This is a genomic window from Reyranella sp., from assembly GCF_004297405.1.
Lineage (GTDB): Bacteria > Pseudomonadota > Alphaproteobacteria > Reyranellales > Reyranellaceae > Reyranella.
This window is the reverse complement of the sequence record NZ_SCVC01000012.1, coordinates 109,787-133,951: the sequence shown is the minus strand read 5'-3', so window position 1 is coordinate 133,951 and position 24,165 is coordinate 109,787. Positions and strand designations below refer to the sequence as shown.

24 protein-coding genes are annotated in these 24,165 nt (G+C 64.4%); 15 read left to right on the top strand and 9 right to left on the bottom strand.

Annotated elements, in window-relative coordinates:
* Positions 1–6: 6 nt before the first annotated feature.
* From EPO50_RS10405 to EPO50_RS10395, 3 genes are read right to left on the bottom strand one after another with little or no spacing between them, the layout of a single operon-like run.
* Positions 7–981 (bottom strand): MoxR family ATPase, encoded by a 975-nt coding sequence (locus EPO50_RS10405; protein WP_296343633.1) that lies wholly within the window; start codon positions 979–981, stop codon positions 7–9.
* A complete protein-coding gene (locus tag EPO50_RS10400) occupies positions 978–1,385 on the bottom strand; it encodes a DUF333 domain-containing protein (protein ID WP_296343632.1) in 408 nt (135 codons plus the stop codon). The genes EPO50_RS10405 and EPO50_RS10400 overlap by 4 nt, the downstream gene beginning before the upstream one ends.
* Positions 1,386–1,395: 10 nt before the next feature.
* A complete protein-coding gene (locus EPO50_RS10395; protein WP_296343630.1) occupies positions 1,396–3,012 on the bottom strand; it encodes an arylsulfatase in 1,617 nt (538 codons plus the stop codon).
* 197 nt (positions 3,013–3,209) lie between these two features.
* Here EPO50_RS10395 and EPO50_RS10390 point away from each other — a divergent pair, with 197 nt between their 5' ends.
* The 4 genes from EPO50_RS10390 to EPO50_RS10375 all read left to right on the top strand — a co-directional run bounded on the left by EPO50_RS10390 (position 3,210) and on the right by EPO50_RS10375 (position 8,426).
* Positions 3,210–4,463 carry a DUF3300 domain-containing protein gene (locus tag EPO50_RS10390; RefSeq protein ID WP_296343628.1) on the top strand — a complete coding sequence of 418 codons (1,254 nt, stop codon included), beginning with the start codon at positions 3,210–3,212 and terminating at the stop codon, positions 4,461–4,463.
* A complete protein-coding gene (locus EPO50_RS10385; RefSeq protein ID WP_296343626.1) occupies positions 4,460–5,386 on the top strand; it encodes a DUF2950 domain-containing protein in 927 nt (308 codons plus the stop codon). Before EPO50_RS10390 ends, EPO50_RS10385 begins: the two co-directional genes overlap by 4 nt.
* 66 nt (positions 5,387–5,452) lie before the next feature.
* A complete protein-coding gene (locus tag EPO50_RS10380) occupies positions 5,453–6,913 on the top strand; it encodes an MFS transporter (protein WP_296343624.1) in 1,461 nt (486 codons plus the stop codon).
* A gap of 10 nt (positions 6,914–6,923) precedes the next feature.
* Positions 6,924–8,426: an AMP-binding protein gene (locus EPO50_RS10375; RefSeq protein WP_296343622.1), complete on the top strand. Its 1,503-nt coding sequence runs from the start codon at positions 6,924–6,926 to the stop codon at positions 8,424–8,426.
* On the opposite strand, the gene EPO50_RS10370 is transcribed toward EPO50_RS10375, so the two are convergent.
* Positions 8,423–9,073, bottom strand: a complete 651-nt coding sequence (locus tag EPO50_RS10370) for a DUF1345 domain-containing protein (protein ID WP_296343620.1) — start codon at positions 9,071–9,073, stop codon at positions 8,423–8,425. The genes EPO50_RS10375 and EPO50_RS10370 overlap by 4 nt on opposite strands.
* Positions 9,074–9,126: 53 nt before the next feature.
* Here EPO50_RS10370 and EPO50_RS10365 point away from each other — a divergent pair, with 53 nt between their 5' ends.
* The 11 genes from EPO50_RS10365 to EPO50_RS10315 all read left to right on the top strand — a co-directional run bounded on the left by EPO50_RS10365 (position 9,127) and on the right by EPO50_RS10315 (position 18,952).
* Positions 9,127–9,756: a TRIC cation channel family protein gene (locus EPO50_RS10365; RefSeq protein WP_296343618.1), complete on the top strand. Its 630-nt coding sequence runs from the start codon at positions 9,127–9,129 to the stop codon at positions 9,754–9,756.
* A gap of 101 nt (positions 9,757–9,857) precedes the next feature.
* The gene (locus EPO50_RS10360) at positions 9,858–10,640 is read left to right on the top strand and encodes an orotate phosphoribosyltransferase (protein ID WP_296343616.1); all 783 of its coding nucleotides are present in this window, start codon (positions 9,858–9,860) and stop codon (positions 10,638–10,640) included.
* 42 nt (positions 10,641–10,682) lie between these two features.
* Positions 10,683–12,335, top strand: coding sequence for a peptide ABC transporter substrate-binding protein (locus EPO50_RS10355; protein WP_296343615.1), 1,653 nt, complete (start codon positions 10,683–10,685; stop codon positions 12,333–12,335).
* Positions 12,332–13,312 carry an ABC transporter permease gene (locus EPO50_RS10350; RefSeq protein WP_296343613.1) on the top strand — a complete coding sequence of 327 codons (981 nt, stop codon included), beginning with the start codon at positions 12,332–12,334 and terminating at the stop codon, positions 13,310–13,312. The genes EPO50_RS10355 and EPO50_RS10350 overlap by 4 nt, the downstream gene beginning before the upstream one ends.
* A complete protein-coding gene (locus tag EPO50_RS10345) occupies positions 13,309–14,193 on the top strand; it encodes an ABC transporter permease (protein ID WP_296343611.1) in 885 nt (294 codons plus the stop codon). Before EPO50_RS10350 ends, EPO50_RS10345 begins: the two co-directional genes overlap by 4 nt.
* Positions 14,193–15,227, top strand: a complete 1,035-nt coding sequence (locus tag EPO50_RS10340) for a succinylglutamate desuccinylase/aspartoacylase family protein (protein ID WP_296343610.1) — start codon at positions 14,193–14,195, stop codon at positions 15,225–15,227. The genes EPO50_RS10345 and EPO50_RS10340 overlap by 1 nt, the downstream gene beginning before the upstream one ends.
* Positions 15,228–15,370: 143 nt before the next feature.
* Entirely contained in the window at positions 15,371–16,399 is a 1,029-nt protein-coding gene (locus EPO50_RS10335) for a substrate-binding domain-containing protein (protein ID WP_296343608.1), read from the top strand.
* A 29-nt stretch (positions 16,400–16,428) separates the two neighbouring features.
* The gene (locus tag EPO50_RS10330) at positions 16,429–17,397 is read left to right on the top strand and encodes a tripartite tricarboxylate transporter substrate binding protein (protein WP_296343606.1); all 969 of its coding nucleotides are present in this window, start codon (positions 16,429–16,431) and stop codon (positions 17,395–17,397) included.
* Positions 17,394–17,915 (top strand): VOC family protein, encoded by a 522-nt coding sequence (locus tag EPO50_RS10325; RefSeq protein ID WP_296343605.1) that lies wholly within the window; start codon positions 17,394–17,396, stop codon positions 17,913–17,915. The genes EPO50_RS10330 and EPO50_RS10325 overlap by 4 nt, the downstream gene beginning before the upstream one ends.
* Before the next feature lie 38 nt (positions 17,916–17,953).
* Positions 17,954–18,685 (top strand): SDR family NAD(P)-dependent oxidoreductase, encoded by a 732-nt coding sequence (locus tag EPO50_RS10320; RefSeq protein WP_296343603.1) that lies wholly within the window; start codon positions 17,954–17,956, stop codon positions 18,683–18,685.
* Between the two features lie 135 nt (positions 18,686–18,820).
* Positions 18,821–18,952 carry a hypothetical protein gene (locus EPO50_RS10315; protein ID WP_296343602.1) on the top strand — a complete coding sequence of 44 codons (132 nt, stop codon included), beginning with the start codon at positions 18,821–18,823 and terminating at the stop codon, positions 18,950–18,952.
* A gap of 34 nt (positions 18,953–18,986) precedes the next feature.
* Here EPO50_RS10315 and EPO50_RS10310 read toward each other — a convergent pair whose 3' ends face one another.
* The 5 genes from EPO50_RS10310 to EPO50_RS10290 all read right to left on the bottom strand — a co-directional run bounded on the left by EPO50_RS10310 (position 18,987) and on the right by EPO50_RS10290 (position 24,165).
* Complete coding sequence (locus EPO50_RS10310; protein ID WP_296343600.1) at positions 18,987–19,844, bottom strand: DUF6671 family protein; 858 nt, start codon at positions 19,842–19,844, stop codon at positions 18,987–18,989.
* Between the two features lie 27 nt (positions 19,845–19,871).
* The gene (locus tag EPO50_RS10305; protein WP_296343598.1) at positions 19,872–21,065 is read right to left on the bottom strand and encodes a M20 aminoacylase family protein; all 1,194 of its coding nucleotides are present in this window, start codon (positions 21,063–21,065) and stop codon (positions 19,872–19,874) included.
* Between the two features lie 107 nt (positions 21,066–21,172).
* On the bottom strand, positions 21,173–22,201 hold the full coding sequence (locus EPO50_RS10300; protein ID WP_296343596.1) for an ABC transporter ATP-binding protein: 1,029 nt from the start codon (positions 22,199–22,201) through the stop codon (positions 21,173–21,175).
* Entirely contained in the window at positions 22,194–23,216 is a 1,023-nt protein-coding gene (locus tag EPO50_RS10295; RefSeq protein WP_296343594.1) for an ABC transporter ATP-binding protein, read from the bottom strand. Before EPO50_RS10295 ends, EPO50_RS10300 begins: the two co-directional genes overlap by 8 nt.
* A 13-nt stretch (positions 23,217–23,229) precedes the next feature.
* Positions 23,230–24,165, bottom strand: coding sequence for an ABC transporter permease (locus EPO50_RS10290; protein ID WP_296343592.1), 936 nt, complete (start codon positions 24,163–24,165; stop codon positions 23,230–23,232).

Genomic DNA, 24,165 nt, shown 5'->3' with positions numbered 1-24,165 from the left:
CTCGCGTCACGCCGCGACGGCCACCTGCTTCAGGATCTCGTCGACGACGCCATCCTTGCCGACGCCTGCAGCGGCCGCTTCGTAGGAGAGCGTCAGCCGATGGCGCAGGCAGTCGTGCGCCACCGCGCGTACATCCTCCGGCAGGACATGATCGCGCCCCTTCAACCAGGCATGGACACGCGAACAGCGATCCAGCGCCAGCGAACCGCGCGGACTGGCGCCGATCGAAATCCAGTCCTTGAGCTGGTCGCCATATTCTGACGGCCGGCGGGTCGCGGCAATCAACGCCACGATGTAGGTCTCGACAGCCGCGACGCTCTTCACGCGATCGATCTCGCTGCGGGCCGCGAAGATCTCCTTCTGTGCCACAGGTGGTGGCGTGGCAGCCTGCGCACCTTGCGCCTCCTCGCCGCGCACGAGCTGCAGCACCTTCACTTCGTCGGCGTCATTCGGATAGTCGATGCGGATATGCATCAGAAAGCGATCCATCTGCGCTTCGGGCAATGGATAGGTGCCTTCCTGCTCGATCGGGTTCTGGGTCGCCAGCACCATGAACAGGTCGGGCAGCTTGTAGCGCTTGCCTGAAACCGTGACCTGGCGCTCTTCCATCGCTTCCAGCAGCGCCGACTGGACCTTGGCCGGTGCGCGGTTGATCTCGTCAGCCAGCACCAGGTTGCCGAACACCGGTCCCTGGCGGAACTGGAAGGTACCCGCCCCTGCTCCCTGGCTGAGATAGATCTCGCCACCCGTCACGTCGGACGGCAGCAGGTCGGGCGTGAACTGGATGCGGCTGAACTCCGACTCCAAGGCCTTCGACAGGCTCTTGATCGCGCGCGTCTTGGCGAGCCCCGGCAATCCTTCGATCAACACGTTGCCGTTGGCCAGCAGAGCGATCACCAGCCGTTCGACCACCCTTTCCTGGCCGATGACCGATGCGTTCACGCGGCGTTCGATCTCAGCGACCTGCTCGCGCGCGCTCATCGTGAACACGTCCCGGCAAAGTAGGCGTCGGCGTCGCAGGACTTACCGCCAGGCAGAGAGCACACGCCCTTTTCAACGGCTGCGGTCGGCGGCGACGACACGGTGTAGCGGCCGCCGGTGATGGCGCAGAACCGGCCAGCGGGCGTCACATAGCCGGTCACGCGCAATCCACCTTTAGGACATTCGCCTCGAAACAAGGCCCACTCCTCGCACTGGTAATTGTCGACGAAGACGCAGACGCCGTACTGACCGCCATCGGGACGCTTTTCGATCTTGAGCGTCCCGCCCTGCTCGGCACAACGCACCGAGGCAGGGTTCGCGAGTTGCGGCGAGGGTAGCGTTTGAGCTGAGACGTTGCCGGCCATACCCAGCAACAGGACACTGAAGATTACCGCTCGCAGCAAAGCTCCGCTCCTATTTGTGCATCGAGCTCAGCGATTTCTGCATGCCCTCCACGATCTGGTCGATCGAGAAGCTCGAGGCTCGCTGACTGGGCGGATACTCCTTGAACGTCGCCAGGAACTTGCCGACCACCTCTTGCGCCGCAAAGATGACGTAAGGTTGAGAGACGAACCAGTCGTAATAGGTGTTCGAGGTGATGTCCGCCCGCTCGTAGGGGTCGGCACGAAGATCGAACAGCTTCGGCAAGCGCAGCTTGGTGAACGGCTCTGCCCACACCCGCATCGTTCCAGGAGCGCGTTGCTCCTCGAAGACGATCTTCCAGTTTTCATAGCGCAAGCCGACAAGGTCGCCATCGTCGTTGAAGTAGACGAATTCCTTACGGGCGCTGTTCGGCTCCTTGGCCGTCAGATAAGGAATCTGGTTGTAACCGTCGAGATGGACTTTGTAGGTCTTGCCGCCGGTCTGAAAGCCTTTCAGCAGCTTGTCCTTGATGCCGGGATCGCCGGCCGCAGCCACCAGCGTGGGGAACCAGTCGAGCCCGCTCACGATCCCGTTGAAGACGGTTCCAGGTTGAACCTGGCCCGGCCAGCGGATGAAACAAGGCACGCGAAAGGCACCCTCCCAGTTGGTGTTCTTCTCACTACGGAAAGGCGTCGTGGCACCATCCGGCCAGGAGTTGGCGTGCGGGCCGTTATCGGTCGTGTAGATCACCAGCGTGTCGTTGGCGATACCGAGATCGTCGAGCTTCTTCAGGACTTGGCCGACATGGCCGTCATGCTCGACCATGCCATCGGCATACTCCGTGAGGGCCGTAAGGCCGGCCGGGCTGCGCCGATCCTCTTTCACGTGCGTGCGGAAATGCATGCGTGTGGAGTTGAACCAGCAGAAGAACGGCTTGTTGGCCTTCACCTGCCGATCCATGAAATCCATGGCGGCGGCCGACGTCTCGTCGTCGATCGTCTCCATGCGCTTCTTGGTGAGCGGGCCGGTATCCTGAATACGGCCATCGGCATAGGAGCGGATGACACCGCGCGGCCCATACTTCTTGCGGAACTCCGGATCCTTCGGATAGGTGCGCTGCTCCGGCTCTTCTTCGGCGTTGAGATGGTAGAGATTACCGAAGAACTCGTCGAAACCGTGGTTGGTCGGCAAAAACTCGTCACGATCGCCGAGATGGTTCTTGCCGAACTGGCCAGTCGCGTAGCCCATCGGTTTCAGAATTTCGGCGATGGTCACATCGCGTGCCTGCAGACCCTCGGTGGCGCCCGGCACACCAACCTTGCTGAGACCTGTGCGCAGGGTGCATTGCCCCGTAATGAAGGTCGAGCGACCTGCTGTGCAGCTCTGCTCGGCATAATAGTCGGTGAACATCGCGCCTTCTTTAGCGAGACGATCGATGTTCGGCGTCTTGTAGCCCATCAAGCCGAACGTATAGGCGCTGATGTTCGATTGCCCGACATCGTCACCGAAGATGACGAGGATGTTGAGGCGACGCCCACCGGCCGGCGGCTGCTGCGCTTGCGCCTGTTGTACTTTCCCGACAAGCCCCACAGTGCCCAGCACTGAAAGGGCGGTACCACCCAGCAGAAGCTTACGCCGGTTTGATCCGTTGTTCGCGTCGTCGGCCATGCCGCCCTCCTTGTCGATAACAAGGTTGAACTCTACGTCCGGCGGTCGCTGCCGGTAAATCTCGGATTGCGCATAGGTGTACGCGCCCGCCCGATCACCCGGTGTGAACGGCAGAAATGCATTTGTGATCTGGACGTTGATGCCAGCTCCAGCCTAGGGTGTACCGGCAGCCGCAATTCTGGACGCAGGAGACAGACATGGATCGGCGTAAATTGCTGCTGGGTGCCTTGGCGATATCCGCGCTCGGATCGTTAAGTTCCATGCCTTGTTTTGCCCAGGCTTCTCCTCCCGCGCCTGCGGCGCCCCAGGATGACAAGAAGACATTGAAGCCCGAGGAACTCGACCAGATCCTCGCACCGATTGCACTCTATCCCGATTCGCTGCTGTCGCAGGTTCTGATGGCAACGGGGTATCCGCTGGAGATCGTCGAGGCTGCTCGCTGGTCGAAAGCAAACCCGGCGCTGAAGGGCGATGCGGCCGTCACGGCTGTGAAGGACAAGACCTGGGATGTCAGCGTGAAGTCGCTGGTGGCCTTCCCTTCCGTGCTGACGCAGCTCAGCGATCATCTCGAATGGACGCAGAAGCTCGGCGACGCAATGATTTCCCAGCAGCAGGATGTTGCAGACTCGATCCAGCGGCTGCGCGCCAAGGCGGCGGATGCCGGTAATCTCAAGAGCGGCCAGCAGCAGACTGTGACGAGCCAGGGTTCGGGCGCCGACCGCACGATCGTCATCGAGCCGGCCAATCCCGAAGTCATCTATGTTCCCTCCTACAATCCGTCATGGGCCTACGGCGCGTGGCCCTATCCCGCCTATCCGCCGACCTACTATCCGCCGCCTCCCGGCTACGGCTATGGAGCGGCCCTGGCAACCGGCCTGCTGTGGGGCGTCGGCATTGCGGCAGCCGGTTCGATGTTCTCGAGCTGGAACTGGGGTCGTGGCAACTCCTACGTCAACGTGAACGTCAATCGCGCGGTGAACATCGACAACCACTTCGACCGCAACCGCTACGTCAACAACAACAACCGCTGGCAGCACGATCCCGGCCACCGCCGCGGCGTCGCCTATCGCGATCCGGCGACCCGCCAGCAGTTCGGCCAGCACAAGCCCGCCGGCGCCGCCGATCGTCAGCAGTTCCGCGGCCAGCTCGCCGGACGCACGCCGGCCCATACGCCAGGCCAAGCGCCGCACTTGCCGCAGGGTGGTGCCAATCGACCACACGCCGGCACGCATCCCCAGATCCAGAACCGCGGCAACTTCGCTCACGGCGATAGGCCGTCGGCGCTGAGCGGTGTCAATCGCGGCCAGCAGGTTAATCGTGAAGCGATGAGAGGCCGTGCACAGCAAGGGCGAGCCAACTCGCATCCGAACTTCCAACGACCATCCGGTGGCGCCCATGGCGGAGGCGGTGGCTTCCATGGCGGTGGCGGAGCGAGAGGAGGCCGGCGATGAGTGCGTCCATCCGAATGCTCCTCGGGAGCCTGGGCCTTGCCCTGTTGCTTGTTGCGTCGCTTGCGGGCGTGGCCTCCGCGCAGACCGACAAGCAGGAACGCTTCGCCACTCCCGATGTCGCCGCGGACACGCTCACCGAGGCGATTCGCAAGAACGACGACAAGAAGGTCGAAGCGATCCTCGGCACCGGCTGGCGCAACCTGATCCCCGGCAACACCGCACACGAGGACGACGTGCGTGCCCGCTTCCTCGCTGCCTGGGACGAAAACCACAAGGTCGTGATGCAGGGCGACGACAAGGCGCTCATCGAAGCGGGCAAGACCGGCTGGAGCATGCCGATCCCGCTGGTCAAGGACGCTGGCGGCTGGCGTTACGACGTGGTGGCGGGAAAGGCCGAGATTGAAGCTCGCGAAATCGGCCGCGATGAGATCACCGTCATCCAGACCCTGCTCGCCATTGTCGACGCACAGCACGATTATGCGACGCTCGACCCGATGAAAGTCGGGGTCGCGACCTATGCCCGGCGCCTGCTCAGCTCGCCCGGCGAGAAGAATGGACTCTACTGGGACACGAAACCCGGTGAACCGCAGAGCCCGCTCGGCGCGCTCGTGGCCAAGGCGCAACCCGGCGACGGGCCTGGGCAGGGCTATTTCGGCTACCATTTCCGCCTGCTCTACGGTCAGGGGGCTGCGGCCCAAGGCGGAGCCTACAACTATCTCGTCAACAATCGCATGGTCGGCGGCTTCGGCGTCATCGCCTGGCCGGTGAGCTACGGCGAGACCGGCGTCATGACCTTCATCGTGAACCAGGACGGTGTGGTGTACGAACGCGATCTCGGCCCGAAAACCAGTGAGCGGGCGGCGGCCATCGCGCTGTTCGATCCCGACAAGGACTGGGACAAAGCCGACATGACTCCGCCATAGGGCGAGCGTAATACGGTTGACGGCTACGCCCGTCGGCGACGGCCCGACGGTAGTGCCCGATTGGTGATGCCCGACCCCTCTTCCGCTCTGCCCAGCGATTCCATAAAGCGGCTGCTGCCCTGGCTGGTAGCCGTCGCATTCTTCATGCAGTCGCTCGACACGACGATCCTGAACACCGCTGTTCCAGCGATCGCCAGAGCGATGGAGGTCACGCCACTCAATATGAAGGCGGTGCTGGCGAGCTACACTCTGAGCCTTGCCGTCTTCATTCCGATCAGCGGCTGGATGGCCGATCGTTTCGGCACCCGCCGTGTCTTCGCCTCGGCCATTGGCTTCTTCACCGTGGGCTCAATCCTGTGCGGCCTCGCGACCAGCATCGAAATGCTGGTCGCCTGCCGCGTCATACAAGGTGTGGGCGGCGCGATGATGATGCCGGTCGGCCGCATGACCTTGGCGCGCACCTTCGGAAAGGCCGATCTCGTGCGCGCCATGAGCTTCGTCGCCATCCCGAGCCTGGTCGGCCCGATGATCGGCCCGGTCGCGGGCGGCCTGATCGTGGCCTACCTCCACTGGAGCATCGTGTTCTTCGTGAACATCCCGGTAGGCCTGCTCGGCCTGTACTTCGTGCAGCGCTATTTGCCGGACTATCGCGAGACGCAGACCCATCCCCTCGACGTCGTGGGACTGGTGCTTTTTGGTGGTGGCATCGCCCTTCTCTCCTACGTTCTGGAGGTCTTCGGCGACCACAGGCTCAGCCTGGCGGAGATATTCGGACTGCTGGGCATCGCGCTTGCTCTGCTGGCGGGGTACGGCATCCGAGCCACCCTGACTGCCTTTCCGCTGCTCAACCTCGGCCTGTTCAAGCTGCGTACCTTCCGCGCGGCGGTGAGCGGCGGGTTCTTCACGCGCCTGGGCCTGGGCGGTATCCCTTTCCTGTTTCCGCTGCTCTACCAGATCGGGCTTGGCTTCTCGCCGATCCAGTCGGGTCTACTGGTGCTGCCTCAGGCCATCGCCTCGATCGGGCTCAAGACCTTCATGCCGACGATCCTGGCAAAGCTCGGCTACCGTAACGTGCTGGTCGGCAACACGATCATCGTCGGCATCATGATCATGTCGTTCGCCACGGTGGGTGCCCACACGCCGATCTGGCTGATCGTCATGCAGGCCTTCATCCTCGGTTTCTTCACCTCGATGCAGTACACCAGCATGAACACGCTGGTGTATGCCGACGTCAGCGCCTCGCAGACCAGTAGTGCCAGCACCATCGCCGCGACTGGCCAGCAACTGGCCATCAGCTTCGGCGTCGCAGGCGCCGGTCTCATCGCTGCCTTCTTCGTGCCGCCGGAGCTGCATTCGCATCCCGATGCGCTGATCCACGGTGTGCAGCAGTCCTTTCTGGCATTGGGTATCCTGACGGTCGTATCGTCGGTCGTCTTCATGGAGCTTCGCAAGGATGATGGTGAAGCCATCAGCCAGCACGACTCCCAAAAACATCGCGCCGCCCAGCCCGAGAGCGCGGAGCATTAGGAGGAAATGAATGCTGCTTCCGCTTGCCGATGTGCCGCGCTGGTATGCCGACCATAAGCCGAGCAACACCGTCGCCGTTCGGCACGATGGACAAGAGCTCACCTGGGAGGCGCTCGAGCGCGGCGCCAACCGGCGCGCCCGTGCTTTTGCGGATCGAGGGGTAAAAGCCGGCGACTTCGTCGCCATCGGACTGCCCAACAGCAATGCGTTCTACGAGACGAGCTTTGCGATCTGGAAACTGGGCGCGACACCGACCTCGCTGTCGCATCGGCTGCCGCGCGGCGAAGTGGCTGCCATTCTCGACGTCCTGAAGCCTGCCTTGGTTGTCGGTGGTGAGCCGGACTGGAACGCCCCGAACGCCCTGCCCCAGAACTTCGAGCCCGAAGGTGTTTCGGACGAGCCGCTCGACCGCCCGGTCGCGCGCTATTGGAAGGCGATGACCAGCGGCGGCTCCACTGGGCGCCCCAAGATCATCCTCGACCACCAACCGGCCGTCATCGAGCTCACTTCACCGACGCCGCTGGGCATCGTGCCCGGCGTGGCACTGCTCAATCCCGGCCCGCTCTATCACAACGCCCCATTCCTCGTGACCCACTACGCCCTGTTTGCGGGTGGCAGCGTCACCGGCCTGAAGAAGTTCGATGCCGAAGAAGCGCTGCGGCTGATCGAGGCGCATAGGCTCGAATGGGTGAACTTCGTTCCGACGATGATGCACCGCATCTGGGCGCTGCCGGAGAGCGTTCGCAACCGCTACGACCTCTCGAGCCTCAAGGTCGTCTTCCATATGGCTGCGCCCATGCCGCCATGGCTGAAGGAGAAGTGGATCGAATGGCTCGGGCCTGAGCGTATTTTTGAACTCTATGGCGGTACCGAACGCCAGGGGAGCACCGTGATTTCAGGCACCGAATGGCTCGCCCACAAGGGATCGGTCGGCCGGCCGGACCCTGCCGTTTGCCAGATCCGGATCATCGGCGAGGACGGCAAGGACGTGGCACCCGGCGAAACCGGTGAGATCTACTTCCTGCCCGCCTCCGGTTCCGGCAGCACCTACCATTATCTCGGCGCGAATCCGAAGCGACGGGAGGATGGCTGGGAATCGATCGGTGACGTCGGACGATTCGATGCCGATGGCTACCTCTATCTCGGCGACCGCCTGAGCGACATGATCCTGCGCGGCGGCGCAAACATCTATCCGGCGGAGGTTGAAGCGGCCGTGGTGGCGCATCCGGATGTGCGTTCCAGCATCGTCGTCGGCCTGCCCGACGCCGAACTCGGCAACCGCCTCCACGCCATCATCGAGATCAAGGAAGATGCCGATCCGCGGGACGTCATCGATGGCATGAACGCGGTGCTGTCGGACCTGCTCAGCCGCAACAAGCACCCCGAGAGTTACGAGATCGCCACCGCGAGCCTGCGCGACGATTCCGGCAAGGCGCGACGGACCTTGCTGCGGGATGAGCGGCTGGCCTGGCTTAAAGACGGCCGCGACTTCCGATTGTCTCCACGTCGCTAGATCAGGCTCGCGCCGACATTGATGGTGAGCGCCAGGATCGCCGTGTTGAAAGCGAAGGCGACGATGCCATGGATGAGGCTCAGCCGACGCATCGTGCGCGACTCGGTCTCGACGTCGCCGGTCTGGGCCGCGCAGCCGATGACGAACGAGTAGTAAAGAAAGTCGCGGTAATCCGGCGGCCGGTCACCCGGAAAGCGAAGTCCGCCGGGACCATCATCGTCCGGCCGGTAGTAGATGTTGGCGTAGTGCAGCGCGAACACCATGTGCGTGAACGACCATGACAGCGCCACGGTGCCACCAGAGATCAGCAACGCCAGCCAGAGCGAGCCGTGCGGTGTCTTGAGCAAGGCTAACTCGGCGAAGATCGCAGCGAAGCTCGCCGCCCCGCTCACGACCACGACCAGGATGATCACCCAGTCGCCCTCGTCATAGAGTTCGGCGCGCGTCCTGCAGGTCGTGACCGTCGACGTTTCGATCATCTGCAGGGTGGTGCCGATGTAAAGCAACGCCATCAGGTCCCAACCGAGGAGGCATCTCGTTTCGATCCGCATGCCGTGAGGCAACAACAGAAACAATGCGAGCCCCGCCACGAAGGACAGCAGCAACCTGGGATGGGCATGGAGGAAGCGAGGCGCTCGGACTTTCATGCCCCCACTCTGCCATCTCGGCAGTGAAGGGTAATCGTTGTAATGTCGCTGCGATGCTCTTCACCGCGATGGACCTCGCCGCAACCTTCGTGTTCGCCATCAGCGGTGCAACGCGGGGGGTCCACAAGCGCCTCGACCTGTTCGGCGTCCTCGTCGTTGCCTGGGCCGCGGCGGTCGCGGGCGGCATCGCACGCGACCTTCTGATCGGCGCCATACCGCCGGCCGCCATCGCCAACTGGCCCTACCTCGCCGCAGCCCTCGCAGCCGGCTTGCTAGGCTTCTTTGCTTCGGACTGGATCGACCGGCTCCGCACCCCGGTCATGCTCTTCGACGCTGCGGGCCTTTGCCTCTTTGCCGTGACCGGCACCCAGAAAGCGCTGGCCTATGGGCTGAACCCGGTCATGGCGGCGGCCCTGGGGGTCGTGACCTGTGTAGGCGGTGGTGTGGCGCGCGACCTGCTCACCCTGCAGGTGCCAACCGTGCTACGGTCGGAGCTCTACGCCGTGGCAGCCCTCGCCGGCGCGGGTACGGTTGCACTCGGCACATGGCTAGGCCTCCCCAGCCTGCCAGTAACCCTTGCCGGCGCAGGGCTTTGCCTCTTCCTGCGCCTGATGTCGATCTATCGGGGCTGGCATTTGCCCATCGCGATGGCCAAAAAGCGGTCTTCCGACAAAACCGACTAGATTCTGATCTCTGAATCTTCGCCGCGCCCTTGCCGGTCTTGTGGAGGGACGCTAAACAACCGCCCGTCATTTTGTCGCAAGCGGCGTGGGGGAAAAGCAGCATGGCGACGAAGAAGAAAGCATCATCGCCTGGAACTGCACCTGCGGACAAGGCGGCCAAGGACTTGAACGGTAAGGCTATTCCGGACCGCACCAGCGGTACGGCGGAAGCCCGGGACACCGCGCGTCTCCTTCTGGAGATCGAGGCGATCCACTGCCGACCCGACAACCCGTACATCTTCACGTCAGGACGGGCGAGCCCGGTCTACATCGACTGTCGCAAGATCATCTCCTTCCCGGAGGCCCGCGCCAAGATTATGACGCACGCGCTGAAGGCGATCGAAAAGTCGATCGGCTGGAGCAAGATCGACGTGGTGGCCGGCGGTGAGACCGCTGGCATCCCTTTCGCAGCCTTCCTGGCTGCACTGGCTAAGAAGCCAATGATCTATGTGCGCAAGCAGCCCAAGGGCTTTGGGCGCATGGCGCAGATCGAGGGCGAGCTGAAGCCGGGCAAGCGTGTCCTGCTGGTCGAGGATCTCGCCACCGACGGCGGGAGCAAGCTGGTCTTCATCGAGGCACTTCGGAAAGCCGAGGCCAAGGTCTCTGACTGCTTCGTGATCTTCCACTACGGCATATTTCCGCAGAGCATCGAGATGCTGTCTTCCACCGGCGTGAAGCTGCATGCGCTTGCCACCTGGTGGGACGCGCTGGAAGCCGCGCAGAAGCACAAATACTTCGACGAGAAGGGCCTCACCGAGACCCGCGCCTTCCTCGAAGCGCCAGAGCAGTGGTCGGCCAGCCATGGCGGCCGCCCGCCCGCGCCACGTCCGACACTCGGACGGTGAAAAAGGGACGCTGATAAACTCTTTTGCTACGGTGCGGCGGACATGATCCGCCGTTTCCTTGCCAGTCTCCTGGCTTTCGCCGTCCTTGCCGCAGCTCCTGCTCACGCCAAGGATGAGCTGGTTCTGGCCCTGACTCAGATGCCGGGGACCTGGAATCCGGTCATCAGCTCGATGCTGGCCAAATCGCTGATTGCCAACATGACGGCCCGTCCGCTCACGGCCTTCGACGCGGACTGGAAGCTCGTCTGCCTTGCCTGCACCGAGCTGCCGACGGTCGAGAATGGCAAGGCGCGGGTGATCGACCTGCCCGACGGCAAGAAGGGCATGGAGATCGACATCGAGCTGCGCGACTTGCGCTGGGGTGACGGCGTGCCGGTGACGACCAAGGACGTCGCCTTCACTCTCGAGGTCGGCAAACATCCGCTGTCAGGCGTCGCCTCCTCGGAGGGCTACAAGCGGGTCCTGAAGCTCGATGTCAAAGACGATCGCCGTTTCACCATGACGATTGATCGAGTGACCTTCGACTACAACAGCAGCGCGTTGCTTCTGCTGCCGGCGCACATCGAGAAGCCGATCTTCGAGGCGAACCCGGCCGAGTACCGCAACAAGACCGCCTACGACACGCAATCGACCAATCCGGGCTTGGCCTTCGGTCCCTACCGCATCGTCGAGATCGTGCCCGGCAGCAGGGTCACCCTGGAGCAGAACCCGACCTGGACGGGCGAGAAACCGCATTTCAAACGGATCGTCGTCAAGATCATCGAGAACACGGCGGCACTGGAAGCCAATCTTCTCTCGGGTGGCGTCGACTATGTGCTGGGCGAGCTTGGCCTCTCGCTCGATCAGGCGATCGCCTTCGAGAAGCGCCACGGCGCCAAGTACAACGTCATCTACAAGCCGGCACTGATCTGGGAACACATCGACGTCAACCTCGACAACAAGCTGCTGGCCGACAAGCGCGTGCGACAGGCGATGCTGCTCGCCATCGATCGCAAGGCCATTTCGGAGAAGCTGTTCGACGGCAAGCAGCCGATCGCGCATGGCGGCATCAGCGACCTCGACCCGATGTTCAGCCCGATGGCGCGGCAATACAACTATGACCCGGCTGCCGCGAAGAAGCTGCTCGACGAGGCAGGCTTCTCGACCATCCGCAACAACGTGCGCCAGAACGCAGCGGGTGAGCGGCTGTCGATCGAGCTTGGAACGACCGCGGGCAATCGCGTGCGCGAGCTCGTGGCGCAGGTCATCCAGAGCCAGCTCCGGCAGGTCGGCATCGAGGTCCGCATCAAGGCCGACCCGCCGCGCCTCTTTTTCGAGGTGATGAACCGGAGGAACTACAACGCGCTCGGCATGTATGCCTGGGTGCAGCGCCCCGGCGGCGTGCCACGCTCGACCCTGCATTCCAAGGAGATCCCCACGGCCGAGAATGGCTGGAGTGGCCAGAACTATCCGGGCTACGCCAACCCGCAGATGGACAAGGCGCTCGACGATGCCGAACGCGAACTCGACGTCGATAAGCGCCGCGCTTTCTTCGCCGAAATTCAGAAGCTCGCAGCCGACGATCTGCCGTCCCTGCCGCTATTCTTCCGCGTCGATCCCTTCGTGATCCCCAAGGCGCTAAAGGGTGTCACTCCCACCGGCACACTGAACAGCTCGACGCTCTGGATCGAGCAGTGGCGGTGGGAAGGCCAGTGAGCCGCTACTTCGCTTCGCGAGCCGTCCAGACGATCATCACGCTCGCCGTGATGAGCCTGGTTGTCTTCCTGCTGATCGGGCTGATGCCGGGCGATCCGATCGATCTGATGATCTCGGGCGACCCCAACATGAGGAGCGAGGACGCGGCCCGGCTGCGCGCCGCCTACGGGCTCGATAAGCCGCTGCTCGAACGCTACCTCACCTGGGCAGGCGAAGCGGTGCAGGGCAACTTCGGCTACTCGCGTTCCTTCGGCCAACCGGTGCTCACCATCCTCTGGCCGCGCCTCCTCAACACCCTGCTTCTGGCGGGTTCAGCCTTCGTGCTGTCGGTGGCGATCGCCCTGCCCCTCGGCATCTGGGCCGCCGCCCATCCCCGCAGCCGCGCCGATTACCTGATCAATCTCTTCTGCTTCGCCGGTATCTCGACGCCACCTTTCTGGCTGGCGCTGCTGCTGATCACCTTGTTTGCGGTCTTCCTGGGCTGGCTGCCAGCCGGTGGCATGGCGTATCCGCGGCCCGGCACGCCCTGGAACATCGCGCTTGCCGAGCAACTTCGCCATCTCGTGCTGCCGGTGGTGACGCTGACCCTGATCCAGCTCGGGCCGTACACGCGTTTCATGCGCGGCGCGATGATCGAAGCGCTGCGCCAGGACTATGTCCGCACGGCACGCGCCAAGGGCGCCCCGGAACGGACCGTTCTGTGGCGGCATGCCTTCGCCAACGCGCTGGCCCCTGTCCTCACGATCCTGGCCCTGTCGTTCGGCGGGCTCTTCTCCGGCGCGGTGATCACCGAGACCATGTTCGCCTGGCCGGGCATGGGCAAGGCGATCTATCAGGCCATCCTCGAAAACGACTACAACCTCGCCCTCGTCGGCCTGCTGCTGGCGACGGCGGCAACCATCGCCGGCAATCTGCTGGCCGATCTCGGCTATGCCTGGGTCGATCCGCGCGTCTCGCTGGCGGCGGACCAGCCATGACCCGCGGCTGGAGCCGATTGCGGCGCCATCATCTGGCACGCGCCTCGCTGATCTTCCTGATCGTCATCATGGTGCTGTCGCTCGCCGCCCCGTTGATCGCGGAGCTTCGTGGCGTCGATCCCACGCAGACCGACCTCTTCCGCCGTTTCGAGCCGCCCTCGGCCGCGTACTGGCTGGGCACCGACGATGTCGGCCGCGATCTCTTCCAGCGCCTGCTCGATGGCGGCCGGGTGTCGCTGCTGGTCGGCCTTGCGGGCGCCCTTCTCTCGGGCCTGCTCGGCGCCCTGATCGGCGTGGCGGCCGGCTACCTCGGCGGTCGGCTCGACGCCTTCCTGATGCGCTTCACCGACGGCGTGATCGCCTTGCCGCTGCTGCCGCTGCTGATCGTCGTGGCCGCCGTCGATCCGCGAAAGCTCGGCGTGCCGGCCGAGCTGGCACAATCGGAAGCCTTCTCGCTCTATCGCATCGTGGTGATCATCGCGCTCACCGGCTGGACCACGGTCGCCCGGCTGGTGCGCGCCGAGACACTGTCTCTCAAGGCGCGCGACTTCACGCGGGCGGCGAAGGCACTGGGCGCGCAACCCGTTCGAATCATGCTGCGCCACATCCTGCCCAACACGGCGGGGTCCCTGATCGTCGCCACGACGATCTCGATGGGCACCTTGATCCTGCTGGAATCGACCCTGTCCTTCCTCGGCCTCGGCATCCAGCCGCCGGCCGCGAGCTGGGGCAACATGCTGACCGGCGCGCAGGAACTTTTACAGGAAGCGCCGGTGCTGGCGCTGTGGCCCGGCCTTCTCATTTTCCTGACCGTGATCGCCTTCAATTTCCTGGGGGACGGTCTGCAGGATGCCCTCGATCCCCGAAGCGAGAGACGCTGATGACCGATGCAACGTTGAAATCTGCCGAATTCACCGCGCTCAGCAGGCTAACCGCCGACATCGACCTCAATGGAGAGGGAAAGGCCACGGGCTTCGTGCGCGTGCCGCATTCGGTGCATCGTTCCGCCTATGGCTGGATTCCGATCCCCATCGTGCGCATCAAGAACGGGGACGGCCCGAACGTGTTGATGCAGGCCGGCAACCACGGCGATGAATGGGAAGGCCAGATCGGACTCGGCAACCTGATCCGCAGCATCGAACCCAAGGATATCAAGGGCCGGCTGGTGATCCTGCCCTCCGCGAACTTTCCTGCCGCGATGGAAGGCCGACGCACCTCGCCGATCGACGAGGGTAACTTGAACCGCTCCTTCCCCGGCGATGCCGAAGGCACGATCACGCAACAGATCGCCTATTGGATCGAGCATGCCCTGTTGCCGGGCTTCGATTACGCCTTCGACTTCCACTCCGGCGGCAGCTCCCTCACCTACATCCCGAGCGCGCTGGCACCGCGCCATCAGGATGCCGTGCGCATGGAGAAGGTCACCGGCCTGCTGAAGGCCTTCGGGGCTCCGGTGAGCTACATCTCTGCCGCGCCCCAGGGCGGTGGCCGCACCTTCACCTCGGCCGCGTATCGCGCGGGTGTGATCGCGATGGGCACGGAGCTGGGCGGCGGCGGTCTGGTGACGCCGGGTTCCCTCAAGGTCGCCGAAAGCGGCATGCGGCGCGTGCTGGCCCATGTTGGCCTGCTGCAAGGCTCTGTCCCTGCGCCGTCGGCCACGCGGCTCACCGAGATCGGCGGCGATGACTATTACGTCTACGCGACCGACGGCGGGTTGTTCGAGCCCCTGGTCGAACTGGGCGATGAGGTGAAAGCAGGCCAACCCGCCGCACGTATCCACTTCCACCATACGCCATGGCGTGAACCCGAAATCGTGCCATTCAAGCGCGCAGGCCTCGTACTTTGCAAGCGCGTGCCGGCGCGCTGCGAACGCGGCGATTGCCTCTTCCACCTCGCGACGGATATCGCAGGTTAAACGGCCGCCTCCGGAAACCGCGCGGCACCCTCCTCCAGCTAGGTGGGATCGTTTTCATTTTTGGAAACGTTTCCAATTTTTCTTGCCATTCCCGATGTCGAGGTCAATATTCATCTAAAGAACGGGTAGGAAATCGTTTCCAGATGGGTCGAATAACGATCCGCGACGTGGCGCAGGCTGCCGGGGTTTCCCTGGGCTCGGCCTCGCGGGCATTGAACGGCGGCAAGCATGTCAGCGCACGCATTGCGCGCGACGTAACGGCTGCTGCCGAACAGCTCGGCTATGAACCCGATTTCCTCGCCCGCAGCCTGCGGACGCGCTCCAGCGGCATGATCGGCTGCCTGGTGTCCGACGTGGCCAACCCGCTCTACGCCAGCATCGTCCAGGCAGCGGAGGCGCGGTTGCGCGATGCCGGCTATCTGCTGGTCGTCGCCAATACCGCCAACGAGCCGGCGCGTGAACGCGCCGCCGCCGCAGAGTTCCGCGGCCGCCGCCTCGATGGCGTCCTCGTCGCCCCTGGCAGCGATGCCAACGACGAAACCTGGCGCGGTCTCGTTGCCGGCGGCGCGGCCGTCGTCATCCTCGACCGCGACGTGCCAGATGCGGACGGTGACGATTGGCCTGCGGTGCTGGTCGATCATCGCGGCGGCGCGCAGGCTGCGACCCGATATCTGATCGGCCTTGGCCATCGCCGTATTGCCCTGCTCACCCCTGGCACGCGGATGCGGCCGGGCCGCGAACGCATTGCGGGCTTTCAGGCTGCCTTCGCCGAGGCCGGACTCGATCCCATAGGCGCGATCGTCTCGGCGCAGGAAACGTCGATGGATTTCGCCCATGGCGATGCGCTGGCGCTGTTGGGTGCCGCCGATCGGCCAACGGCCCTGATCGCCCTCGGCACGCGCATACTGGCGGGCGCACTGCGGGCCGCCCGCGACCTCAATCTCTCCCTGCCGCGCGATCTCTCCGTCCTGTCAGTCGGCGATACCGATCTCGCGGCCGTCCATGCGCCCGCCATCACGGCGCTGCGCTGGAGCCTGGAAGATGTCGGCCGAGCCGCCGCCGAGTTGCTGCTGCAACGCCTGCGTGGCGGCGACGCAGGCGCCGCAGCACGCGCGCTGCTGCCGGTCGATCTCGTGCTGCGCGAGTCCTGCGCCGCACCTGCCAAAAGCTGAAATACACCGAGGGGAAGGAAACGATGAATATGCTCCGCAGAACAATGGCGTTTGCCCTGGCCGCGGGCTTTGCCGTGCCGGCGTTCGGTCAAAGCGCCGACGCCAACTGGCCGAGCGCCAAGCCCATCAAGATGATCGTGCCCTTCGCCGCGGGCGGCGGCACCGACCTGGTGGCACGCTCGCTGGCCGAAAAGCTCGGGACTGCCCTCGGCCAGACGATCATCGTCGACAACAAGCCCGGCGCCTCGGGCGTCATCGCCATGGAGGCAGCGGCCAAGTCGGCACCCGACGGCTACACACTGGTCCTGGGCTCGGCCAGCACCGTCGTCGTCAATCCGGCGGTGCTGCCCGACCTGCCCTACGATCCAGTGAACGGCTTCGAACATCTGGGCGATGTCGGCTCCGCGTCCGTCGTGCTGGTCGCCCACCCCGACTTCCCGGCCAAGGATCTGCGCGACGTGATCGCCATGGCCAAGGCCAAGCCCGGCGAGCTGAACTACGGCACCTGGGGCAACGGCTCGACCGGCCACATGTGTGCCGAGATGGTGCGTGCCGCCACCGGCGTGCAGATGACGCACGTGCCCTACAAGGGCGCGGCGCTGGTGCTGAACGACATCGCCGCAGGCCACATCAAGCTGGGCTATGCCGACGTGCAGTCGGTGGTGCCGATGGCCAAGTCGGGCAAGGTGAAGGTCGTGGCCTCCTGCGCCCGCCGCTCCATCAACTTCCCCGACGTGCCGGGCTATGCCGAGCAGGGTGTGCCGTTCGACTTCGTGTGGCGTTACGACCTGATGGTGCCGGCCAAGACGCCCAAGCCGATCGTCGACCGCCTGCACGCCGAACTGATGAAGGTGTTGGCAATGCCCGACATCAAGGAACGCTGGACCGAGTTCGGCATGACGGCCTCGACCATCAGCCCGGCCGACCTCAAGGCGCAGACCGGCCGCGATGTCGCCGCCCTCACCAAGCTGGCGCGCGACGCGGGGATCCGCCAATGAGCCGGCTGCTCGGGCCTGTCCGCCAGAACGGCTATGTCGTCCGCGACATCGAAAAGGCCATGAAATACTGGTCTGAGACCATGGGCGTCGGTCCGTGGTTCTATATCGAGAAGCCGCCGATCGAAGCCTTCGAATACAAGGGCCAGCCCTCACAGCCCGACATCTCGATTGCTCTCGCAAACTCGGGGCCATTGCAGATCGAATTGATCCAGCAGCGCAACGACGCGCCGTCAATGTATCGCGACTTCCTGCAGGCGGGTCACGAGGGCCTGCAGCATGTCGCCTACTGGACCACCGACTTCGACGGTACGTTGGCCAAATGCCTCGCCGCGGGCTGGCGCATCGGCCATCGCGGCCAGATCGGCGCGCGCGGGCGCTTCCTCTACTTCGAAAGCACCGGCCATCCGGGGACGGTGATCGAGCTGTCGGAGATATCGGGCAACAAAGGCAAGTTCTTCGAGAAGATCGCCCGCGAGGCCGAGAGCTGGGATGGCAGCAACGCGATCCGCAGGCTTTGATCGCCATGACCGCATCTGCTCTCGCTCCGTCCCGGTCGTTGTCCGGGCAAGTAGCTGTCGTCACGGGCGCAGCGTCGGGCCTGGGGTTCGCCATCGCCGAGCGATTGACCGAGGAAGGTGTGCGCGTGGCCCTGTGGGATCGCGATCCCGACGGCCTAGACCGTGCCAGAGAGAAGATCGGCTCGACCTCCGCCGCAATCGTCGCGGACGTTACCGATACAAAGGCCGTACGCTCGGCCTGGATTGAAACGAAGCAAGCGCTCGGCACACCGGCCATCCTGATCAGCAGCGCCGGTATCCTGGGCCCGAGTGCCGCCTTCGCCGACTATCCAGAAGAAACGTGGCAGCGGGTGCTCGACGTCAATCTCAACGGCACGTTCCGTTGCTGTCAGGCGGCCGTGCCGGACATGGTCGCGGCAGGCTATGGCCGCATCGTCAACATCGCTTCGGTTGCAGGCAAGGACGGCAATCCGTACGTCGCGGGCTATGTCGCGTCGAAGGCAGCGGTGATCGGGCTCACGAAGTCGATGGGCAAGGAACTCGCGACCCGTGGCGTCCTGGTCAACGCCATCGCGCCGTCGGCATCGGAGACGGCGATCTTCGGTGAACTGACCGACGCCTATCGCGCCCGCCTGATCGCCAATGTACCGATGAACCGTTTCGTGGCGCCGCGCGAAATCGCCGAGATGGCGTTGTGGCTCGCCTCCCCGGCCTGCAGCTTTTCGACGGGCGCCACCTTCGACATCTCCGGCGGCCGCGCCACGTTCTAAGGTTCTCCGGAAGGGTGCCCAGAAGCTTGCCGCCAAGGTCACGCTTTGGATTCAACTTTTAGGCTGGTTGCACTTGCCCACTGCCATCTCGCAGCGGCAAGCTTGTCCCGTTTCCGTCGCTGGAGGGGACACCCGATGGACAACCATAGCGGATACGACGACCGCACGCCCGACGTGGCAGCTCAGGTCATGCTGATAGCATTCGTTGGCATATGGGGGTACCTGACTTGTTCGGCCATCCTGCAGTTCACAGTGCTGACCCAGTGACAGCGCATTCCGCTGTGATGGAGCAGCGCTAGGGCTATCGGCAGGCCTTGCAGGAAAGCTTTGGCGCGGTCGTGCGCCCGTCCTTGCGGGGTCGCGCCTCGGCGTGACCACAGACGGAGCAGCCGTCGATCTCGAAGTCGATCCAATGAGTCGGTGCGCTGCAGGCCTCGCAGGGCAAGCCGCGGCGCGACTGGATGGAGCCAAAGCCCGGCACCTTGCACTTGGGGCAGAGCCGCTGCAGGCGCTTGGCAAGTTTCCACGATAGTGCCCGCAGCACCTGCATCCGCGTCGGATTGCGATGCGCCCGCATGTCGGCGAGAAGCACCGCAAGACCATCGGTGGAGCGGCGCGCCTCGCGATCCATCGCTGCCAGCACATCGGCTTCTGTCTCGAGGCCCTTGATCGGATGGTCCATGTCGCTGGAGCAGATCACGAACACGCCGTAACGCGGGAAGCCCATCGCTTTCAGGATGCCCGGAACCGCCGGGTCACCTGCCGGGAATCGCTGCAGCCGCCAGTTGGTCCGGTGGGTAGCCAGGGTCTCGACAAGACGAAGCCCGCGTTTGCGATCGACGAAGGCCATGATCTCGACGCCGCACGACGTCAACGGCACGCGCTCGATCGGTCCGTAGCTGCCCTCGCTCGCCAGGGCGCAATCGACATCCATGGTCTTGAAGACCATCTCGGCCTTGATGGCGCAGGTCTCGACCAACGCATCGGGCCGCGGCACCTCACCCGAGAAGGTGCCGAGCTTGTCGGTGTCGAGATCCGGCGCGACCAAAACCTCGGCGTCCAGCACACGTCGGAAAGCAGGCGCAGCGGCCTGCTCCTTGGCGTGAATGGTGGCGAGGCCGACGCGCGCGCCGGCATAAGGGTGAGCTACAACAGACAAAACGCAGAGCCGGTTGGACGCTAGACGCTACTCCGCAGCCTGTGGCAGCGCCTGGCGGCCAAGCTGCTGTTCGACGAGGGTCGCCCAATAGGACGCGCCGATGGGCAGGATCTCGTCGTTGAAGTCGTACCCCGGATTGTGGACCATGCAGCTTCCGACACCGTCGCCGTTGCCGATCCAGATGTAGCAGCCCGGCTTCTTGAGAAGCATCCAGGCAAAATCCTCGCTGCCCATAGCGGGTGTCGGATTGCGGTTCACGTTCTCCAGGCCGACCAGCGCCGACGCCGCGCTCGCGGCGAACTCCGTCTCCTGCTCGCTGTTGACGGTTGCGGGATAGCGACGCTCGTAGCGCCACTTCGTGACCTCGGCACCGAAGCCCGCCGCGACGTTGCGCGCGATCTTCTCGATATGCTTTTCGATCATGTCCTGCACCGGCTTCTTGAAGGTGCGGACCGTGCCTCGCAGCACGCATTCCTGCGGGATGACGTTCCAGGTATCGCCGGCATGGATCTGCGTCGTCGAGACGACGGCGGTATCCATCGGGTCGACATTGCGGGCCACGATCGACTGCAGCGCCGTCACGATGTGCGAGCCGACAACGACCGGGTCGATACCGTGATGCGGCATGGCGCCGTGGGCGCCGACGCCCTTCACCACCACTTCGAAGATGTCGTAGGCCGCCATCATCGGACCGGGGCGTACGGCAAAGCGGCCGACCGGGATACCCGGGATGTTGTGCATGCCGTAGACACCTTCGACCGGGAACTTCTCGAACAGCCCCTCCTCGACCATGACGCGGCCGCCGCCTTCGTTCTCCTCGGCCGGCTGGAAGATGAAGTAGACCGTGCCGTCGAAGTTCTTGGTCTCGGCGAGATACTTGGCAGCGCCCAGCAGCATGACCGTATGGCCGTCGTGGCCGCAGGCGTGCATCTTGCCGGGGATCGTCGACTTGTGGTCGAACTCGTTGGTCTCGTGCACATCGAGCGCATCCATGTCGGCGCGCAGTCCGATCGCCCGCTTTGAATTGCCAGCGCGCAGCACGCCGACCACACCGGTCTTGGCCAGACCGCGATGCACTTCGAGGCCGAACGACTTCAGCTTCTCGGCAACGACGTCGGCCGTCCGCACTTCCTCGAAAGCCGTCTCGGGGTGGCTATGGATATCGTGGCGCCACGCCGTCATGTCCTTGTGGAACGAGGCAATGCGGTTGATGACCGGCATTTACAATCTCCGAAATGAGTTCGCTGGATCGTAAGCGAGCACGGCAGGGGGTCAAGCTTCCTGGGCATGCGCCCGCGCACACCCCGTCGTGCAAGAAGACGGGAACGTCAATAGGTGCGGTCTTCGACCGCCAACCTGCCCTCTTCGATCGCATGGCAGGCAACCGTACCGCCCTCGATCGGCAGCGCCTGAGGCCGCTCGGCCTTGCAGCGCTCGTTGGCGAAGGGACACCGAGGATGGAAGGTGCAGCCCGACGGCGGATTGATGGGACTGGGCACTTCGCCCGCAACCGGGCTGCGCTGGCGGCCCGTCATGTCGAGGTCAGGAATCGTGTCGAGCAGCATCCGTGTGTAGGGATGCTTGGGCCGGCGGAACAGCGTCTCGGTCGGCGCCACCTCGACCAGGCGGCCGAGGTACATCACGCCCACCCGGGTGGAGATGTGATAGACGACCGCAAGATTGTGCGAGATGAAGAGATAGGTGAGCTGCAGGCGTCGCTGCAGGTCGACCATCAGGTTCAGTATCTGCGCCTGCACCGACACGTCGAGCGCCGAGGTGGGCTCGTCACACACCAGGAACTCCGGCTGGCTCGCGAGCGCGCGGGCGATCGAGATGCGCTGGCGCTGGCCGCCCGAGAACTCGTGCGGATACTTGCGTCCGTCGGCTGGCGTCAGGCGCACCTGGCGCAGAAGATCGCCGACCTGCTTCTCCAAGTCGGCGCGGTCCTTGGACAGGCCGAAGGCGCGGATCGGCTCGGCGATAATGTCGAACACCCGCCAGCGTGGATTGAGGCTGGCATAGGGGTCCTGGAAGATCATCTGCATGCGCCGCTTGAGCGATGCCGTCTCCGCCCGGCTGCGCCGCGACGCCATGTCGTTGCCGTCGAATTCGATACGGCCGCCGGTCGGCGGGAAGAGCCCCACCACCAGCCGCGCGACCGTCGACTTGCCGCAGCCCGACTCGCCCACCAGCGAGAAGGTCTCGCCCTTGGCGATCTCGATATCGATACCGTCGACCGCCTGCACGATCTGCTTCGGTTTGCCTTCGATCGCGCGCACCAGCCAGGGCGGCGACACGTCGAAATAGCGTTTCAGCCCCTCGAGCTGGACGAAATGGTTCTGGCTGCCATCAGGCATCGACCATCTCCTTCGAGACGGGTTGGCCAACCCCGCCGGCATCGTGCCGCCAGCAGGCCGCTCGGCTCGATCCAGCCGTCATCAGCTCCGGCCGTTCGATGAGGCAGCGTGCGCCATGAACGGTACAGCGCGGGTTGAAGGCGCAACCTTTGGGAATCTCGGTGAGGCGCGGCATGGCGCCGTCGATCTGTGTCAGCCGCTCGTGGCGCACGCCGAGGCTCGGGATCGAACCCATCAGCCCCTTGGTGTAGGGGTGCTGCGCGTGCTTCACCACGTCGCGCACCGGACCGATTTCGGCAACGCGGCCGGCATACATCACCGCCACGCGATCGGCGGTCTCGGCGATCACGCCCATATCGTGCGTCACCAGCATCACCGCCGTCTGATGCTCGCGGCAGAGGCGCTTCAGGAGCGCGATGATCTGCGCCTGGATGGAAACGTCGAGCGCTGTCGTCGGCTCGTCAGCCACGATCAGCCGCGGGCCCGCGCACAAGGCGAGGGCAATCACCACCCTCTGGCGCATGCCGCCGGAGAACTGGTGCGGATAGTGATCGATACGCATCTCCGCACCCGGAATGCCAACCTCCTTCAGGAGGTCGATCGCACGGGTTCGGGCGGCGGAGTTGGACAGACCGAGATGCGTCTGGATCGTCTCGATGAGCTGACGGCCTACCGAATAGAGCGGATTGAGGCTGGTCAGTGGATCCTGAAAGATGGCGCCGATGCGGGCGCCGCGGATCTTGCGCATCTCCTCGTAGGGCAGATTGTCGATGCGCCGGCCTTCGAGCCTGATCTCGCCGCCGGCGATGCGGCCCGGCGGTTCAAGCAGGCCGATGATGGCGTTGCCGGTCAGCGACTTGCCCGCCCCTGACTCACCCACCACGCCCAGCACTTCACCCGGCGCGATGTCGAACGACACGTCATCGACGGCCAGAAGAGTGCCGCGGCGCGTCGGGAACTCGACGCGGAGATTGCGGACTTCCAGAAGTGGCGGATTGTTCGATGCGGCGGCCATCTCGCGTCCAACCTCAGCGCAGTTTGGGATTGAGGGCGTCGCGCAGCCAGTCGCCCAGGAGGTTGACCGCGAGCACGAGCGCCGCGAGCGTGACGCCGGGGAACACGGTGATCCACCAGTCGCCCGACTGCAGCACCTCGTTGCCAAGCCGGATCAAGGTGCCGAGCGACGGCTCGGTCGAGGGCAGTCCGACGCCCAGGAACGAGAGCGTCGCCTCGGTGATGATGGCGAGGCCGAGATTGATGGTGGCGATGACGAGGACCGGCCCGGTGACGTTGGGCAGCACGTGACGCACCATGATCACCAGCGGCGACAGGCCGATCACCCTCGCTGCCTGCACATATTCCTTGTTCTTCTCGACCAGTACCGAGCCGCGCACGGTGCGGGCGTACTGGACCCAGAAGGAGAGCCCGATGGCGCCGACGATGACGAACAACGCGATCTCGTCGTGGCGCTGCACCGAGATCACGGTGCGCACGACACCGTCGATCAGCAATGCCACCAGAATGGCCGGAAAGGTGAGCTGCACGTCGGCAATGCGCATGATCACCGCATCGACGGCACCACCGAGATAGCCGCTGAGCAGGCCGAGCGTAATGCCGAGGGTCATGGCGACGACCACCGAGGCAATGCCCACGACCAGGGACAACCGCGTGCCGTACATGATCGACGAAAGGATGTCCCTGCCCTGATCGTCCGTGCCGAGCGGAAAGGTCCAGTCGCCATCGGACGAGATCAGTACCGGCGGCTTCAGCCCGTCGCTGAGGCTCAAGGTTGCCGGATCGAAGGGCGTATGGGGCGCCAGAATCGGGGACAGGAAGGCGATAGCAACGATCAGGATGGTGGCGACAGCAGCAGTCACGGTCAGCGGCGAAGACTTGAAGCTCCACCACACATCGCTGTCGGTCATGCGATGCAGCCAGCCGGCCGGTGCCGATGAGTCCGCCAT

What these genes read in the sequence shown, in the direction of transcription:
- EPO50_RS10405 (WP_296343633.1), bottom strand. Translation starts at nt 981, where the DNA reads ATGAGCGCGCGCGAGCAGGTCGCTGAGATCGAACGCCGCGTGAACGCA.
- EPO50_RS10395 (WP_296343630.1), bottom strand. Translation starts at nt 3,012, where the DNA reads ATGGCCGACGACGCGAACAACGGATCAAACCGGCGTAAGCTTCTGCTG.
- EPO50_RS10390 (WP_296343628.1), top strand. Translation starts at nt 3,210, where the DNA reads ATGGATCGGCGTAAATTGCTGCTGGGTGCCTTGGCGATATCCGCGCTC.
- EPO50_RS10385 (WP_296343626.1), top strand. Translation starts at nt 4,460, where the DNA reads ATGAGTGCGTCCATCCGAATGCTCCTCGGGAGCCTGGGCCTTGCCCTG.
- EPO50_RS10380 (WP_296343624.1), top strand. Translation starts at nt 5,453, where the DNA reads ATGCCCGACCCCTCTTCCGCTCTGCCCAGCGATTCCATAAAGCGGCTG.
- EPO50_RS10375 (WP_296343622.1), top strand. Translation starts at nt 6,924, where the DNA reads ATGCTGCTTCCGCTTGCCGATGTGCCGCGCTGGTATGCCGACCATAAG.
- EPO50_RS10370 (WP_296343620.1), bottom strand. Translation starts at nt 9,073, where the DNA reads ATGAAAGTCCGAGCGCCTCGCTTCCTCCATGCCCATCCCAGGTTGCTG.
- EPO50_RS10365 (WP_296343618.1), top strand. Translation starts at nt 9,127, where the DNA reads ATGCTCTTCACCGCGATGGACCTCGCCGCAACCTTCGTGTTCGCCATC.
- EPO50_RS10360 (WP_296343616.1), top strand. Translation starts at nt 9,858, where the DNA reads ATGGCGACGAAGAAGAAAGCATCATCGCCTGGAACTGCACCTGCGGAC.
- EPO50_RS10355 (WP_296343615.1), top strand. Translation starts at nt 10,683, where the DNA reads ATGATCCGCCGTTTCCTTGCCAGTCTCCTGGCTTTCGCCGTCCTTGCC.
- EPO50_RS10345 (WP_296343611.1), top strand. Translation starts at nt 13,309, where the DNA reads ATGACCCGCGGCTGGAGCCGATTGCGGCGCCATCATCTGGCACGCGCC.
- EPO50_RS10340 (WP_296343610.1), top strand. Translation starts at nt 14,193, where the DNA reads ATGACCGATGCAACGTTGAAATCTGCCGAATTCACCGCGCTCAGCAGG.
- EPO50_RS10335 (WP_296343608.1), top strand. Translation starts at nt 15,371, where the DNA reads ATGGGTCGAATAACGATCCGCGACGTGGCGCAGGCTGCCGGGGTTTCC.
- EPO50_RS10330 (WP_296343606.1), top strand. Translation starts at nt 16,429, where the DNA reads ATGCTCCGCAGAACAATGGCGTTTGCCCTGGCCGCGGGCTTTGCCGTG.
- EPO50_RS10325 (WP_296343605.1), top strand. Translation starts at nt 17,394, where the DNA reads ATGAGCCGGCTGCTCGGGCCTGTCCGCCAGAACGGCTATGTCGTCCGC.
- EPO50_RS10315 (WP_296343602.1), top strand. Translation starts at nt 18,821, where the DNA reads ATGGACAACCATAGCGGATACGACGACCGCACGCCCGACGTGGCAGCT.
- EPO50_RS10305 (WP_296343598.1), bottom strand. Translation starts at nt 21,065, where the DNA reads ATGCCGGTCATCAACCGCATTGCCTCGTTCCACAAGGACATGACGGCG.
- EPO50_RS10300 (WP_296343596.1), bottom strand. Translation starts at nt 22,201, where the DNA reads ATGCCTGATGGCAGCCAGAACCATTTCGTCCAGCTCGAGGGGCTGAAA.
- EPO50_RS10295 (WP_296343594.1), bottom strand. Translation starts at nt 23,216, where the DNA reads ATGGCCGCCGCATCGAACAATCCGCCACTTCTGGAAGTCCGCAATCTC.
- EPO50_RS10290 (WP_296343592.1), bottom strand. Translation starts at nt 24,165, where the DNA reads ATGGCGGACTCATCGGCACCGGCCGGCTGGCTGCATCGCATGACCGAC.